Origin of the sequence: Curtobacterium sp. VKM Ac-2865 (assembly GCF_015350905.1) — a bacterium.
Lineage (GTDB): Bacteria > Actinomycetota > Actinomycetes > Actinomycetales > Microbacteriaceae > Curtobacterium.
In genome coordinates, this window is sequence record NZ_JADKRZ010000002.1 from 594,749 (window position 1) to 608,223 (window position 13,475).

Below are 13,475 nucleotides of genomic sequence, written 5' to 3' on the forward strand. Positions count from 1 at the left end.
ATGCGCTCGTTGGTAACGAGCAGATAACGGGACTCGACGACGCTACCAGGGGTCACGGTGTGACGCCAGTCGTAGGCATGCCCACACCTGTGCCCAGAGTGCGGGGCGCGGAAGCGCTCAACCAGCGAGCACGTCGGCCTCTGCGCGGCGGACCAGGGACTCGAGCTGCTCGGCGATCGAGGGCGCTGCGAACAGGAAGGACCGGGTCCCCCCGGCCTCCCACGTGCGGGAGACGGCGCCGGCGCACACGGCGACGATCGACCCGGCGGCCATGTCCCACGGGTTGATGCCCCGTTCGTAGTACGCGTCGACCGTGCCCGCTCCGACGGCGCAGCAGTCGAGCGCGGCGGACCCGCCGCGGCGGATGTCCCGCACGTCGCCGAGGAGTCCGGCGAGCACCGCGACCTGCTCCCGGCGCCGTTCGACGGTGTAGCCGAAGCCGGTGGCCACGAGGGTCTCGGCGAGGGACGCCGGCTCGGAGACGCTGAGGCGGACGCCGTTCAGCGTCGCCGGCTCCCCCGCGACGGCACGGAACACGTCGCCCGTCGCTGGTGCGATGACGACGCCGGCGACGGGCTCCCACTGTGCGGGGTCGGGTTCGCCGCGGACGACGCCGATGCTCACGGCGTAGGCGGGGCTGCCGTAGAGGTAGTTGACGGTGCCGTCGATCGGGTCGACGACCCAGGTGATGCCGGTGCTGCCGCTGCTCGCGCCGGTCTCCTCGCCGAAGAACGCGTCGTCGGGGCGGGCGGCGGCGATCCGGGAGCGGATGAGGTCCTCGACCTCCTGGTCGGCCGCGGTGACGACGTCGACGATGCTCGACTTCCGGTCGGCGACCTCGACGCCCTCGGCTCGGCGGCGGGCGGCGAGGGCCGCAGCCTCGGTCGCGATGGACTCGGCGAGGTCGGCGAGTTCGGTCGGGGTCGGCGCAGCGCTCATGGCCTGATCCTCCCAGCCCGGGCGGGTGGTGGTCCCAGGCGTGGGAGGTGGGAGCGCGCGGATCCTCCCAGCCCGGGCGGATGGTCGTTCCGTGCGTGGGACGTGGAATCACGCGGATCCACCCTGCCCGGGCGGGTGGTCGTTCCGTGCGTGGGACGTGGAATCGCGCGTTGTCCGTCGGTTCTTCCCGCCTCCGACGCGCGATTCGACTTCCCATCGCGGGCGTGAGGGGAAGAAACGCGCGCACCCGCGCGGTGCGGAGTCCGCAACTGCCGGACTGGAGGCTCGGTTCCAGCTGGCACCGAGCCTCCAGTCCGGCACGCCCTCGTCACGCGAGGGCGAAACGAGAAGGGGCCCCGTTCAGAACGGGGCACGACGAGAGAGGCCCGCGTCCAGACCTGGGCGAAACGAGAAAGGGCCCCGTCAGAAACGGGGCCCTGCTCTGGTGACTCGGCCACTCGAAGAGAGTTCTTCAGCGAATGGACACGTGGCGAGTGAGGGATTCGAACCCCCGAAGGCTACGCCGGCTGATTTACAGTCAGATCCCTTTGGCCGCTTGGGTAACTCGCCATGTGCGCACCCAGCCCGTGTGATCACCAACCGGAGGCGCCAGAACAGCATACCGGACAGCCGAGCGTGGTCGTGACCAACCGAGGTCAGCGTCGCCGGATAGGGTGGTCGGCATGGCAGACAGCTCCTTCGACGTGGTCAGCAAGGTCGACAAGATGGAGGCGGACAACGCCCTCAACCAGGCCGCCAAGGAGATCGAGCAGCGCTACGACTTCAAGGGTGTCGGCGCCTCGGTCGCGTTCAGCGGTGAGGACGTCCTCATCAAGGCGAACACCGCGGAGCGCGCCACGGCCGTCCTCGACGTGTTCGAGTCGAAGGCGATCAAGCGCGGCATCAGCCTGAAGAGCATCGACGCCGGCGAGCCCTACGCCTCGGGCAAGGAGTTCCGCATCGAGGTCAAGTTCAAGAACGGCATCGAGCAGGACGTGGCGAAGAAGATCGGCGCGTTCCTCCGGGCGCAGGCCCCGAAGACCGTGAAGAGCCAGATCCAGGGCGACGAGCTCCGGGTCTCGTCGAAGAGCCGCGACGACCTGCAGAACACCATCCAGCTGCTCAAGGGCGAAGAGTTCGACGTCCCGCTCCAGTTCATCAACTTCCGCTGACGCGCCCGCGTTCGCCGAACCGCTGACGACACGACGTCCCCGTGGAGCACTGGCTCACCGTCGCCCTGACCGTCCTGCTCGTCCTGTTGGACCTGGCGATCCGTGTGTTCGCGATCATCTACGTGCCGATCAACCGCAAGCCGCAGACGGCGACCGGGTGGCTGCTGGCGATCTTCCTGATCCCGTACATCGGGTTCATCGTCTTCCTCATCATCGGGTCGACGAAGCTGCCGAAGGCGCGGCGTGAGAAGCAGACCGAGATCAACGCGTACATCCTCGAGCAGACCGAGGGCATCGAGCGGGTGCGCCGTGACCACCCGTGGCCCCCGTGGTTCGAGAGCATCACGGAGCTGAACCGGAAGCTGGGCGCGATGCCCCTGGTGGGCGGCAACTCGGCGGAGCTCTACCCCGACTCCGAGGACGCGATCCTCGAGATGGCCCGCGCGATCGACGGCTCACGGCGTTTCGTGCACGTCGAGTTCTACATCGCGACGCTCGACGACACCACCCGCCCGTTCTTCGACGCCCTCGCCCGGGCCCAGGCACGCGGCGTCCGGGTCCGCTTCCTCATGGACCACTGGGCCAGCCGCGGGTACCCGGCGTTCAAGGACACCCTCGCGTTCCTCGACGACGCCGGCATCGAGTGGCACCTGATGCTCCCGCTGCAGCCGCTGCAGGGGAAGTTCCAGCGCCCGGACCTGCGGAACCACCGGAAGATCATGGTGATCGACGGCTCGATCGCCTTCACGGGGTCGCAGAACCTCATCGACAAGTCGTACGACCTCAAGGGCAACATCGCCAGGGGCCTGGCGTACAAGGACCTGTTCGCCCGCTTCGAGGGGCCGGTCGTCGCGGGGATCAACGCCCTGTTCGTCACCGACTGGTACAGCGAGACCGACGAGCTCCTGCTCCGGGAGAGCGACCCCGTGCACCGAGCCGACCGTGGCGACGCGCTCGACTGCCAGGTCGTCCCGTCGGGGCCCGGGTTCGACGGCGAGAACAACCTGCGCCTGTTCAACGCGCTGCTGTACTCGGCGCAGAAGCGGGTGTCGATCACCTCGCCGTACTTCGTGCCGGACGACTCGATGCTCTACGCCATCACGACGACGGCGCAGCGTGGGGTCGAGGTCGAGCTCTTCGTGGGTGAGATCGGCGACCACGCCATGACGTGGCACGCGCAACGGTCCTACTACGAGGGGCTGCTCCGCGCGGGCGTGAAGATCTGGCTGTACAAGGCCCCGACCGTCCTGCACGCCAAGCACTTCACGATCGACGACGACGTCGCGGTCATCGGCTCGAGCAACATGGACATGCGCTCGTTCAGCCTGAACCTCGAGATCTCGGTGCTCGTGCGCGGTGAGCGGTTCGTCGACGCGCTGCGCGGGGTGCAGGACGCCTACCGGGAGCAGAGCCGGGAGCTCGACCTGGACGAGTGGCTCGGACGGACGCGTCGGTCGCAGGTGCTCGACAACGTCGCGCGGCTCACCGCCGCCCTGCAGTAGTCGCCGGCCAGGAGGCTCGCCCCGGCTGGCGCGCGCCGGCCGCACCGTGCGCGTTCCTCCGCCCCGTGCGAGGTTGCGCACGTGGTGCGGCGCTACGAGTTCGCACGGGGTGTGCAACCTCGCACCGGTCGAGAGGGTCCGCACCGTGCGCGTGCCGGTCAGCGCCCGACGGTGCCGGCGATGTGGGAGACCAGGCGTTCGAGGGGCCCCCGCCCGAGGAACCGCTGCCACAGCATCGCGAACACCGCCGCACCGACGGCGAACCACCACCACGTGGCGAGGCCCTGCGGGAGCCCGGGCACCGCGGCGATCACGACGAGGTGCAGCGCGTAGATCGACAGCGGCATCGAGCCGATCGCGACGAGCGGGAACGCGATGCGCTGGACGGTCCGCGCGCGGCCGTCGACGAGCAGCGAGCACAGCCCGATGACGGCGATCGCCACCCCGGCGGTCCCCAGGACGTCGACGATCGACGACGAGTGGTCGCGCGGCGAGAGGAACACCTGCGCCACGGCCTGTCCGGCGGTCGAGCCCTCGGACACGTACGGCACCCCCGGGAACGCGTTGCCGGCGTCGGCCGGGATCGGTGCGAGCAGGGTGCCGACCACGTAGGCGACGGTGGCGACCACGATGCCGGACGCGAGTAGCGCCACCTGGGTGCGCCGACCCTCCAGACCGCTCCGGGCGACGCCGAGACCGACCAGGACGTACGTCAGGAAGGTGACCACGGGGTAGACCAGCCCGAGCTGCTGCTCGAAGGAGCCGGTGTCGGCGTACAGCGGCACGATGGCGACCGCGAACGGCGCGGACAGCAGCGCGCAGGCGCCCGCCGCGGTGAACACGGCCCACCGGGGCCAGCGGAGCGCGGGCAGGACGAGCAGGAAGAGCGCGCCGTAGGTCGGCAGGATGACGTAGACGGGCGTGCCGAGCAGCATCAGCGCCACCCCGATCACGACGATCAGGACGGCGCGGACGGCGAGCCGCGCACGGACACGACCGATCTCCGGCGGGCCGGGCGGGGTGGTGCGCCCGCTGACCAGGCCGACGGAGACACCCGCGAGGACAGCGAACAACGACGAGGATCGGCCGTTCACGACGGCGGACCACGAGGACGGGTCGGCCCAGTCGAGGTGGTCGGTGACGCCTCCGACGTGGGCGGCCATCATGCCGAGGAGCGCGACCGCACGGGCGACGTCGACCCCGGACAGGCGAGCGCCCCGCACCCGGGCGACGGGAGCGGGGCGCACGGCGGTCATGCGTCAGACCTGGTCGGCGCCGGCGCGCGAGGTGTCGGCGCTCGGCGCTTCGATGCGTCCGAGCGACGCGTCGACCATCTCCTCGCGCGGGACGACCTTGACGCGGGCGCGGCCGTGGGGCGCACCGAGCGCGATCTCGTGCTCGTCCAGGCGGTGCCAGCCGTCGAGGTCGGTGTACTCCACCCCACGCTCGCGGAGCAGTGCCGGGACGGCTTCGTCGGAGGGGTCCACCGGCGTCCACCACTGGGCCTGGTCGTTGACTATGTGCTGGACGGTCTCCATCGCGTCGGACTTCGTGTGACCGATCAGGCCGACCGGCCCGCGCTTGATCCACCCGGTGGCGTAGACGCCCGGCATCTGCTGGTTGTCGTCGTCGAGGACCTGGCCCTCGTGGTTCGGGATGACACCGCGACGCTCGTCGAAGGGGAGCCCAGGCAGCGGCGACCCGAAGTAGCCGACCGCGCGGTAGGCGGCCTGGATCGGGATCTCGCGGACCTCACCGGTGCCCTCGACGCCGCCCTGCCCGTTCGGACGCGTGCGCTCGTAGCGGATCGCGGCGACGCGGCCCTGGTCGTCCCCGACGAACTCGAGCGGCTTCGCGTAGAAGTGCAGGTGCAGGCGGCGGCTGGCCGTGCCGGGCTCGCGCTTCCGCCACTGCTGCAGCACGCGGTCGATGACCATGACCTGCTTGTTCGTCTGGATCGCGGTGAGCGAGGCCTCGTCGTGGTCGAAGTCCTCGTCGTACACGACGACGTCGACGTCCGGGACCTCGCCGAGCTCGCGGAGCTCGAGCGGGGTGAACTTCACCTGCGCCGGGCCGCGGCGGCCGAAGACGTGGACGTCCGTGACGGGCGAGGCCTTGAGCCCCTGGTAGACGTTGTCCGGCACCTCGGTCGGCAGCAGGTCGTCGGCGTGCTTGGCGAGGATCCGGGAGACGTCGAGCGCCACGTTGCCGTTGCCGATGACCGCGACGCTCTCGGCGGTGAGCGGCCAGGTGCGCGGGACGTCGGGGTGTCCGTCGAACCAGCTGACGAACTCGGCGGCCCCGTAGGAGCCCTCGAGCTCGACCCCCGGCACGTCGAGGTCGGCGTCCTTCACCGCACCGGTCGAGAAGACGACCGCGTTGTAGTGCTGCTTCAGGTCGTCGAGGGTGATGTCCTTGCCGTACTCGACGTTGCCGAAGATGCGGATGTGCCCGCTGTCGAGCACGTCGCGGAGCGCGTTGATGATGCCCTTGATGCGGGGGTGGTCCGGGGCGACGCCGTAGCGGACCAGGCCGTACGGCGCCGGCAGCTGCTCGAAGAGGTCGATCGACACGTCGTACGCGTGTGCTTCCCGCAGGAGGATGTCCGCGGCGTAGATGCCGGCGGGACCGGCGCCGACGATGGCGAGGCGGAGGGTGGGCACGTGGGTCTCCAGTTCGTTCGAGCGGTGTGCTCCGGGGACGGGCGGTGTCGCCGTCGTCCGTGTGGCGGTGGTGCCGACGTCAGCGGCTGCGGTCCACGACGGACTCCGCGAAGCGGGTGAGGGCGCGCTTCACCACGCCGTCGGGCAGGGGTTCGAGTGCGACGACGGCCTCGCCGGCCCACTGCGCCGCGAGCGCACGGGTCGCCGCCGTGGCCTCGTGGTCGCGCAGAGCGGCGACGGCGGAGAGGTAGGCGTCGGTGGTGACGGCGTCGTCCGGCGCACCGGTGACGTCACGTTCGATGCGCTCGACCAGTGCTGCCGCGCCGGGCTCGCTCGCCGCACGACGACGGAGCTGGAGCAGCGGCAGGGTGTCGACGCCCGCGCGCAGGTCGTTGCCGGCGATCTTGCCGGTCTTGTCCTTCGCCGGGGCGAGGTCGATGACGTCGTCGACGAGCTGGAAGGCCACGCCGACCTTCTCGCCGAAGGTGCCGACGGCTTCGAGGTAGGCGCGGTCCGCTCCGGAGAAGAGCACCCCGGCGCGGGCCGCGGTCGCGATGAGCGAGCCGGTCTTGTCGCTGAGCACCTGGATGTAGTGCTCGACGGGGTCGTCCTCGGGCTGCGGGCCCGTCGTCTCGTGCAGCTGCCCCATGCAGAGGCGCTGGAAGGTCTCGGCCTGCATCCGGATGCCCTCGGGCCCGAGATCGGCGGTGATCAGGCTGGCACGGGCGAACAGCAGGTCCCCGGTGAGGATCGCGACGTTGTTGCCGTAGGTCACGTGCGCGGCCGGCACCCCGCGTCGCACGGGCGCTTCGTCCATGACGTCGTCGTGGTACAGCGACGCCAGGTGGGTCGTCTCGACGCTGACCGCGGCCTTGACGACGTGGTCGGTCACGCCGTTGCCGAGCTGCGCGATGAGCAGCGTCAGGGTCGGACGGATCCGCTTGCCGCCCGCGGAGAGCAGGTACCGGCTGGTGGTGTCGGCCAGGGTGTCGGCGGAGCGCATGGCGTCCTCGAGCCCCTGCTCGACGAGTTCGAGTCCGTCGTCCACGGCGCTGATGAACCGGCGCTCCGTGGGGCTGGCGAACAACCGCTCGCCGATGCCGAGCGACGCTCGGAGACTCGGTGCGCGGCGTGCGACCGGGACGCTCGGGTTCAAGTGGTGCTCCGTGTTCGGGGGAAGTCCGTGTGCGGGGGGAAGGACCGGTCAGCTGTCAGCGGACTCGGCATCAGGCCGGTCGGCGCTGGGCTGATCGGCGCTGGGCTGACCGGCGCTGGGCTGCTCGCCGGTGGCCTGGTCGACCGTCGGCTGCTCGCCGGTGGCGTGGTGGTCGCGTCGTGCCTTGGCCCGGCGGGCCGCCGACTCGCGCACCGTGCCGGCGACGGGCTTGCGGCCACGGTGCAGCGCGACGATGCCAGCCGTCAGGTTGCGGTGGGCGACCATCGTGAAGCCGACGCCGCGCAGCCACTGGCTGAGCACCTGCTGCTCGGGCCAGGCCTCGATGGACTCCGCCAGGTAGCGGTATGCGGCGGGGTTGCTGCTCGAGACGCGGGCGATCCCCGGCAGGACACGCTTGAGGTACGAGAAGTACCCGAACCGCAGGGCGGCGAGCGGCGGCGTGGAGAACTCGCAGATGACGACGCGGCCACCGGGCTTGAGCACCCGGAGCATCTCGCCGAGGGCCTGCATCGGGTCGTTCACGTTGCGCAGCCCGAACGAGATCGTGACGGCGTCGAAGGTGTCGTCCTCGAACGGCAGGTGCTCGGCGTCGCCCTCCACGAAGGTGATCTCGGGGTGACGCTGCCGACCGACCGCGATCATGCCCGCGGAGAGGTCGAGCGCGGTGACCTCGGCGCCCTTCTTGGCGAGCACCGCAGCACTGGTGCCCGTGCCCGCGGCGATGTCGAGGACGCGCTCGCCCGGCTGGGGGTCGACGGCGCGTACGGTCGCGACCCGCCACAGCGGGGCGTTGCCGGCGGAGAGGATGTCGTTCGTCAGGTCGTACTTCTCCGCGACGTCGTCGAACATGGCCGCCACCTCGTCCGGCCGCTTCTGCATGTCCGCTCTGCTCACAGGACCAATCCTAGAGGGCCGTGCCGTGCGTTCCCGGGGACGTCCGGCGAGTCGGCCCACGCCCTGCCCGACGCGTACGATCAGAGCGTGTCCCGATCCGCCACGGCGGCCCCGCCGCTCACGGTCTCGACCCGGATCCTCGACGACCCGGGCGCCGTGCTCCGCCACACGCTCCCCGACCAGCCGCTCGCGTTCGTGCGCAACGGGGACGGCATCGTCGGCATCGGCGAAGCCGTCCGGTACGAGTTCTCCGGGCCCGACCGGATGCGCGACGCCGCCCGGGTCTGGCGCTCGATCGTCGCGACCGCGGTGGTGGACGACCCCGTGCAGCTGCGCGGGTCCGGGCTCGTGGCGTTCGGCTCGTTCGCGTTCGCCGACGACTCCGCGGCGACGAGCGTGCTCATCGTCCCCCGGGTCGTCGTCGGTCGGCGCCGCGGCAAGGCCTGGCTGACCGCGGTCGACACCACCGCCGACCCGGAGCCGCTCGCCTTCACCAGGACCTCCGTCCCGGTCCCCCAGGTCGGCGGGCACGTCTCCGTCGCACTCGGCCCCGGCCGCATCGACGAGGACGCCTACGCCGCCTCGGTCGCCGAGGCCGTCCGCCGCATCACCGCCGGCGACGCCCGCAAGGTCGTCCTGGCCCGCGACCTCGTCGGGTCGCTGCCGGCCGGAGCCGACCGCCGCGCACTCCTGCTCGACCTCGCCGCGACCTACCCGCAGTGCGTGACGTTCGCCGTCGACGGACTCGTCGGGGCGACCCCGGAGACGCTCGCCCGCACCGACGGCACCCGGCTCACCGCGCGGGTGCTCGCCGGCAGTGCCGCGCGGGGCAGCGACCCGGTGTCCGACCGTGCGGCGGCCGAGGCCCTCGCCGGCAGCGCGAAGGACGTCCAGGAGCACACCTTCGCCATCGCGAGCCTCGTCGACGCACTCCGCCCCCTCGCCACCGACCTCCGCGTGGACCCTGAGCCCTTCCGCCTGCAGCTGCCCAACCTGTGGCACCTGGCCAGCGACGTCCAGGCGACGCTGCCGGTCGGCACCACCTCGCTCGACGTCGCGGACGCCCTGCACCCGACGGCCGCCGTGGCCGGCACCCCGACGGACGTCGCCGTCCGGCTCGTCACCGAGCTCGAGGGCGGCGACCGCGGCCGCTACGCGGGTCCGGTCGGCTGGTTCGGTGCGTCCGGGGACGGCGAGTGGATGCTCGCGCTCCGCAGCGCCCAGATCGACGATGACGGCACCGTCACCGCCTGGGCGGGCGCCGGCATCGTCGCCGGGTCCGACCCGGCGCGCGAGGTCGCCGAGACGGCACTGAAGTTCCGCCCCATCCGCGACGCGCTCGCGTAGCGGCGGCTGCTCGCGCCCAGGTGCCTCGCACCGTGCGCGGTTCCTCGGCTGGTGCGAGCTCGGTCACCCTGTGCAGGCCGCCAGGCGCGCACGGGGTGGGCAACCTCGCACCACGCGCGCCGGCATGCGCGGACCCGCGCACCACTGGACAGGAGGCTCGGTGCCGGTCCGGCACCGAGCCTCCTGTCCGTCAGTCGGCCAGCGGCACCTCGATCACCACGCGCTCGGCGGGGTCGGTCAGGACGCGCTCGAGGTCGCCCCACGTCGCGGCCCGGCGGTACTCCCACCCGAGCCCGGTGACGACCCGCTCCACGTCGACGTGCTGCGGGGTGGTCATCATGCGGGCCATGTCCTCAGGCGGGGTCGTCTCGGCGACCTCGAGCCCGCGGAAGATCGCTCCGCCGTCGTCGTTGCCCACGATGACCTGGACGCGGTGGGTGGGCTCGTGGGTGCCGGTGACGAACGCGCCCACGTCGTGCAGCAGGGTCAGGTCGCCGAGCAGGACACGCGTGGTGCCGACCGCCGCGGCGGTGCTCTCGAGCGCGGCGGCGATGCCGAGTGCCGTCGAGACGGTGCCGTCGATGCCCGCCAGTCCGCGGTTGGCATGCACGCGGATCTTCTTGCCCAGGACGCGGGCGTCGGCGACCCGGATGATCTGCGAGGCGCCGAGCACGAGCCGGTCGTGCGGCCACGTCACGCCCCAGACGGCCTCGGCGAGCATGGCTCGGTCGACGGGCCGGCGGCGCAGCGCGACCTCGTCCTGCAGGAACCGGTTGCGCTCGGCGCGGTCCTCGGACCGCTTGGCGTCGAGGTCGGGACCGGCGTCGCCGTCACCGAGCGCGGTCCGGCTGGCGGCGACCCAGCGCCCGACCCACGCGCGGTGCGTCGGAGCGGTGCGGCCCGTCACGCGGACGTCGGCGACCAGCCGGGAGGCTCGGCTCGGGTCGAACGCGTCGGATCCCGCCCCACGGACCGTCACCACCTCGACGTCGGCGCGCTGCAGGAGCGCGGGGACCTCGCGCGAGAGCGTCGGGTGCCCGAGGACGACGGCGCGGCGGACGCGACCGCCGAAGTCGGGGTCGCGGAGGAGCTCGCGGTAGGCGACGACGAGGTTGCGCCCGAAGCGCGCCCCGCTCGACACCTCGGCCAGCAGCGGCGCACCGAGCTCCCACGCGATCCGTTCGGCGTCCTCGCCGGCGTCGTGCCCGGCGATCACGACGGTGCCGGGGTCGTCGTCCGGCGTGAGCTCCGCGACGGGCAGCCCCGTGTGGACACGGCGTCGGGCGAAGTCGAGGTCGATCTCGTCGTCCGGGACGCCCTGGACGTCGGTCAGCGTCGCCGAGAGCGGCTCGCGGAAGGCGACGTCGAGCTGCGCCGGACCCGGCTGCCCGGTGTGCCCGGCAGCGGCGGCCACGGTCTGGCGGACGAGCTCGCGCAGGGTCTGGCGGGTGGAGGCGTCGACGCCGTGGGCGGTGGGGGCCTCGACCTCGCGGACGAAGGCGACCGCTGACGCGAAGATGCCCGGCTGCACGGTGGTCTGGTTGCTCCCGATGCCGCGGAGCTCCCCCGGTCGGTCGGCGGACAGGACGATCATCGGCACGCCGGAGTGGTGGGCCTCGAGGACGGCGGGGTGCAGGTTCGCGACCGCGGTGCCCGAGGTCGTGACGATCGCCGCAGGTCGACCGCTCTCGACGGCGAGCCCCAGCGCGAAGAACCCGGCCGTCCGCTCGTCCAGGCGCACGTGCACGGTGATGCCGCCAGCGCGCTCGAGGGCGACCGCCGCGAGGGCGAGGGCCTGCGAGCGGGACCCGGGGCTGACCACCACGTCGGTGACCCCGGCGGATGCGAACTCCTGCAGCATCGCCAGGGCGAAGTCCGAGGCTGGACTGCCGGACCCGGTGCCGTGGGCGGCCGTCGGTCCCGCGTCGGACGCGGCCCCGTCGGCGCCCGGGCCGTCAGCGATCGGAGCGGCCGTCGTCGTCGGTGTCGTGGAACTGGTCTTCGAGATCTCGGAGGGTGACGTCGTCCTGGTCCTTGTCCGTGCGGGGCCGCTCGGGAGCCTGCTCGCCGAGGAAGTCCGGGTCGTCTTCGGGACCACGGTACCGGGCCACGCGCTCGGGGGCAGCGGGCGCACGACCGAGCAGGAACCACAGGACGGCGCCGAGCACCGGCAGGATGATGATCAGCGCGATCCAGAGTCCGCGTCGCAGCGACCGGATCCGCGGCCGCGGCATGGTCGCGCAGTCGATGACCGCGTAGACCGTGAACGCCACGGCGGCGACGACGACGACGAGCCAGAGACGGACCATGCGGGGAGTCTAGGTCGGGATTCTGTGACCCGACTCATGGTCGGGCGTCCGTAGACTTGCCGCGTGAAAGCGTGGCTCGTGTACACCCTCGCCCGGCTCGGCATCTTCGCGGCGGCGCTCGTCGTCCTGTTCGTGGTGGGGCTGCCCTGGTACTGGGCGACCATCGGCGCGGCCCTCGTCGGGCTGCTCGTGTCCTACATCGCGCTGCCCCGGCTCCGCGACCAGGTGACCACGAGCCTGGCCACCCGGCGGGTGCGTCCGGACCACGACGCCGACGCGGACTTCGAGGACGACTTCGTCGACGCCGAGGACACCGACGCCCCCGCGGTGCGGCCCGTGTCGGACGCCGAGCGCCACGCGGAGCGCCGGGACCACCCGGCGGCGGACTGACCGCCGGGCGCAGCCACTCCGTCGCTGTGCCCGCTCCGGTCGCTGCGCCAGTTCCGGTCGCTGCGCCAGTTCCGCTCGCTACGGCTGGACGGCCAGGGTGATCGCGAGCACGACGCCGTACGCCAGCGCCGAGAACGACGACAGCTGCAACGCGGTGATGAGCTCGCGCGGCTTCCGCGACGTGACCCCGATCAGCAGCGCCGGCAGGGCGAGCAGCAGCGTGAAGTACGTGAACCCGGACCGGAAGTACAGCAGCACGAACCAGAGCAGCGCGACGTACGGCAGCATCAGGAAGACGCCGTACAGCGCGCGGGCGACCGGGCGTCCGAGCAGGACGGCCAGGGTCCGCTTGCCCGCGAGCCGGTCCTCGTCGATGTCGCGGATGTTGTTCACCATGAGCACCGCGCAGGCGAAGAACCCCGCCGCGACGGCAGCCACCCAGCCGCTCGCCGTGACCTCGCGGATCTGGGTGTACTGCGTGCCGAGCACCGCGACCAGGCCGAAGAAGACGAACACGAAGACCTCGCCGAGGGCGTTGTACCCGTACGGCTTCTTGCCGCCCGTGTAGAACCACGCGGCGACGATCGCGGCCGCGCCGACGATCAGCAGCCACCACAGCTGCGTGAGCACCACGATGACGATCCCGGCGACCGCGGCCAGCCCGAAGAACGTCAGCGCGACGGTGAGCACCGTCCGCGGGGCGGCGAGACCGGCCCCGGTGAGGCGGGCGGGTCCGACGCGGAACTCGTCCGTGCCGCGGACGCCGTCCGAGTAGTCGTTGCTGTAGTTCACGCCGATCTGCAGGAACAGCGCGACCAGCAGCGCCAGGACCGCCAGCGCGAGGTGGCCGTCCTGCTGCAGGTAGGCGCCGAAGTCCCCGGTCGTGCCGCTGTCCACGAAGCCGACTGCGGTGCCGAGGACGACCGGGACGACTCCGAGCGTCAGGGTGCGGAGGCGGGCGCCCCCGATCCAGTCGCTCGCGGTCGCGCGTCGCTTCGTCCGTGCCGGTCCCGCGGCCTTCGCCGGGTTGCCGGAGCGGCCCTTCTTCTGGGTCGTGTTCTTCGCTCGTGCCACGACCGTCA

12 protein-coding genes and 1 tRNA gene are annotated in these 13,475 nt (G+C 72.0%); 4 read left to right on the forward strand and 9 right to left on the reverse strand.

Annotation, left to right across the window (positions count from 1 at the left end):
• Positions 1–117 precede the first annotated feature (117 nt).
• Positions 118–939 (reverse strand): inositol monophosphatase family protein, encoded by an 822-nt coding sequence (locus ITJ54_RS08015; protein ID WP_194627100.1) that lies wholly within the window; start codon positions 937–939, stop codon positions 118–120.
• 488 nt (positions 940–1,427) lie between these two features.
• A tRNA-Tyr gene (locus ITJ54_RS08020) sits at positions 1,428–1,509 on the reverse strand.
• Positions 1,510–1,622: 113 nt separating this feature from the next.
• Between ITJ54_RS08020 and ITJ54_RS08025 the strand changes: the two genes are divergently transcribed.
• On the forward strand, positions 1,623–2,111 hold the full coding sequence (locus tag ITJ54_RS08025; RefSeq protein WP_194627102.1) for a YajQ family cyclic di-GMP-binding protein: 489 nt from the start codon (positions 1,623–1,625) through the stop codon (positions 2,109–2,111).
• 41 nt (positions 2,112–2,152) lie between these two features.
• Positions 2,153–3,613: a cardiolipin synthase gene (gene cls, locus ITJ54_RS08030; protein ID WP_194627105.1), complete on the forward strand. Its 1,461-nt coding sequence runs from the start codon at positions 2,153–2,155 to the stop codon at positions 3,611–3,613.
• 158 nt (positions 3,614–3,771) lie between these two features.
• Here the strand turns inward: cls and ITJ54_RS08035 are convergent, their stop codons facing one another.
• The 4 genes from ITJ54_RS08035 to ITJ54_RS08050 form a co-directional block, all read right to left on the reverse strand.
• A complete protein-coding gene (locus tag ITJ54_RS08035) occupies positions 3,772–4,869 on the reverse strand; it encodes a heparan-alpha-glucosaminide N-acetyltransferase domain-containing protein (protein WP_194627107.1) in 1,098 nt (365 codons plus the stop codon).
• A gap of 3 nt (positions 4,870–4,872) precedes the next feature.
• Positions 4,873–6,276 (reverse strand): FAD-dependent oxidoreductase, encoded by a 1,404-nt coding sequence (locus ITJ54_RS08040; RefSeq protein WP_194627109.1) that lies wholly within the window; start codon positions 6,274–6,276, stop codon positions 4,873–4,875.
• A 79-nt stretch (positions 6,277–6,355) separates the two neighbouring features.
• Positions 6,356–7,432: a polyprenyl synthetase family protein gene (locus ITJ54_RS08045; protein ID WP_194627111.1), complete on the reverse strand. Its 1,077-nt coding sequence runs from the start codon at positions 7,430–7,432 to the stop codon at positions 6,356–6,358.
• Between the two features lie 48 nt (positions 7,433–7,480).
• Positions 7,481–8,347: a demethylmenaquinone methyltransferase gene (locus ITJ54_RS08050; RefSeq protein WP_323741639.1), complete on the reverse strand. Its 867-nt coding sequence runs from the start codon at positions 8,345–8,347 to the stop codon at positions 7,481–7,483.
• An 87-nt stretch (positions 8,348–8,434) separates the two neighbouring features.
• On the opposite strand from ITJ54_RS08050, the gene ITJ54_RS08055 reads away from it, so the two are divergent.
• On the forward strand, positions 8,435–9,694 hold the full coding sequence (locus ITJ54_RS08055; protein WP_194627113.1) for an isochorismate synthase: 1,260 nt from the start codon (positions 8,435–8,437) through the stop codon (positions 9,692–9,694).
• Positions 9,695–9,884: 190 nt separating this feature from the next.
• Here the strand turns inward: ITJ54_RS08055 and menD are convergent, their stop codons facing one another.
• Both menD and ITJ54_RS08065 read right to left on the reverse strand, forming a co-directional pair.
• Positions 9,885–11,555 carry a 2-succinyl-5-enolpyruvyl-6-hydroxy-3-cyclohexene-1-carboxylic-acid synthase gene (gene menD, locus ITJ54_RS08060; RefSeq protein ID WP_194627115.1) on the reverse strand — a complete coding sequence of 557 codons (1,671 nt, stop codon included), beginning with the start codon at positions 11,553–11,555 and terminating at the stop codon, positions 9,885–9,887.
• A 94-nt stretch (positions 11,556–11,649) separates the two neighbouring features.
• Positions 11,650–12,003, reverse strand: a complete 354-nt coding sequence (locus ITJ54_RS08065; RefSeq protein WP_194627117.1) for a PLD nuclease N-terminal domain-containing protein — start codon at positions 12,001–12,003, stop codon at positions 11,650–11,652.
• A gap of 63 nt (positions 12,004–12,066) precedes the next feature.
• On the opposite strand from ITJ54_RS08065, the gene ITJ54_RS08070 reads away from it, so the two are divergent.
• Positions 12,067–12,393, forward strand: a complete 327-nt coding sequence (locus ITJ54_RS08070) for a DUF4229 domain-containing protein (protein WP_194627119.1) — start codon at positions 12,067–12,069, stop codon at positions 12,391–12,393.
• Between the two features lie 78 nt (positions 12,394–12,471).
• Here ITJ54_RS08070 and ITJ54_RS08075 read toward each other — a convergent pair whose 3' ends face one another.
• A complete protein-coding gene (locus ITJ54_RS08075; protein WP_323741640.1) occupies positions 12,472–13,467 on the reverse strand; it encodes a 1,4-dihydroxy-2-naphthoate polyprenyltransferase in 996 nt (331 codons plus the stop codon).
• Between the last annotated feature and the right edge of the window lie 8 nt (positions 13,468–13,475).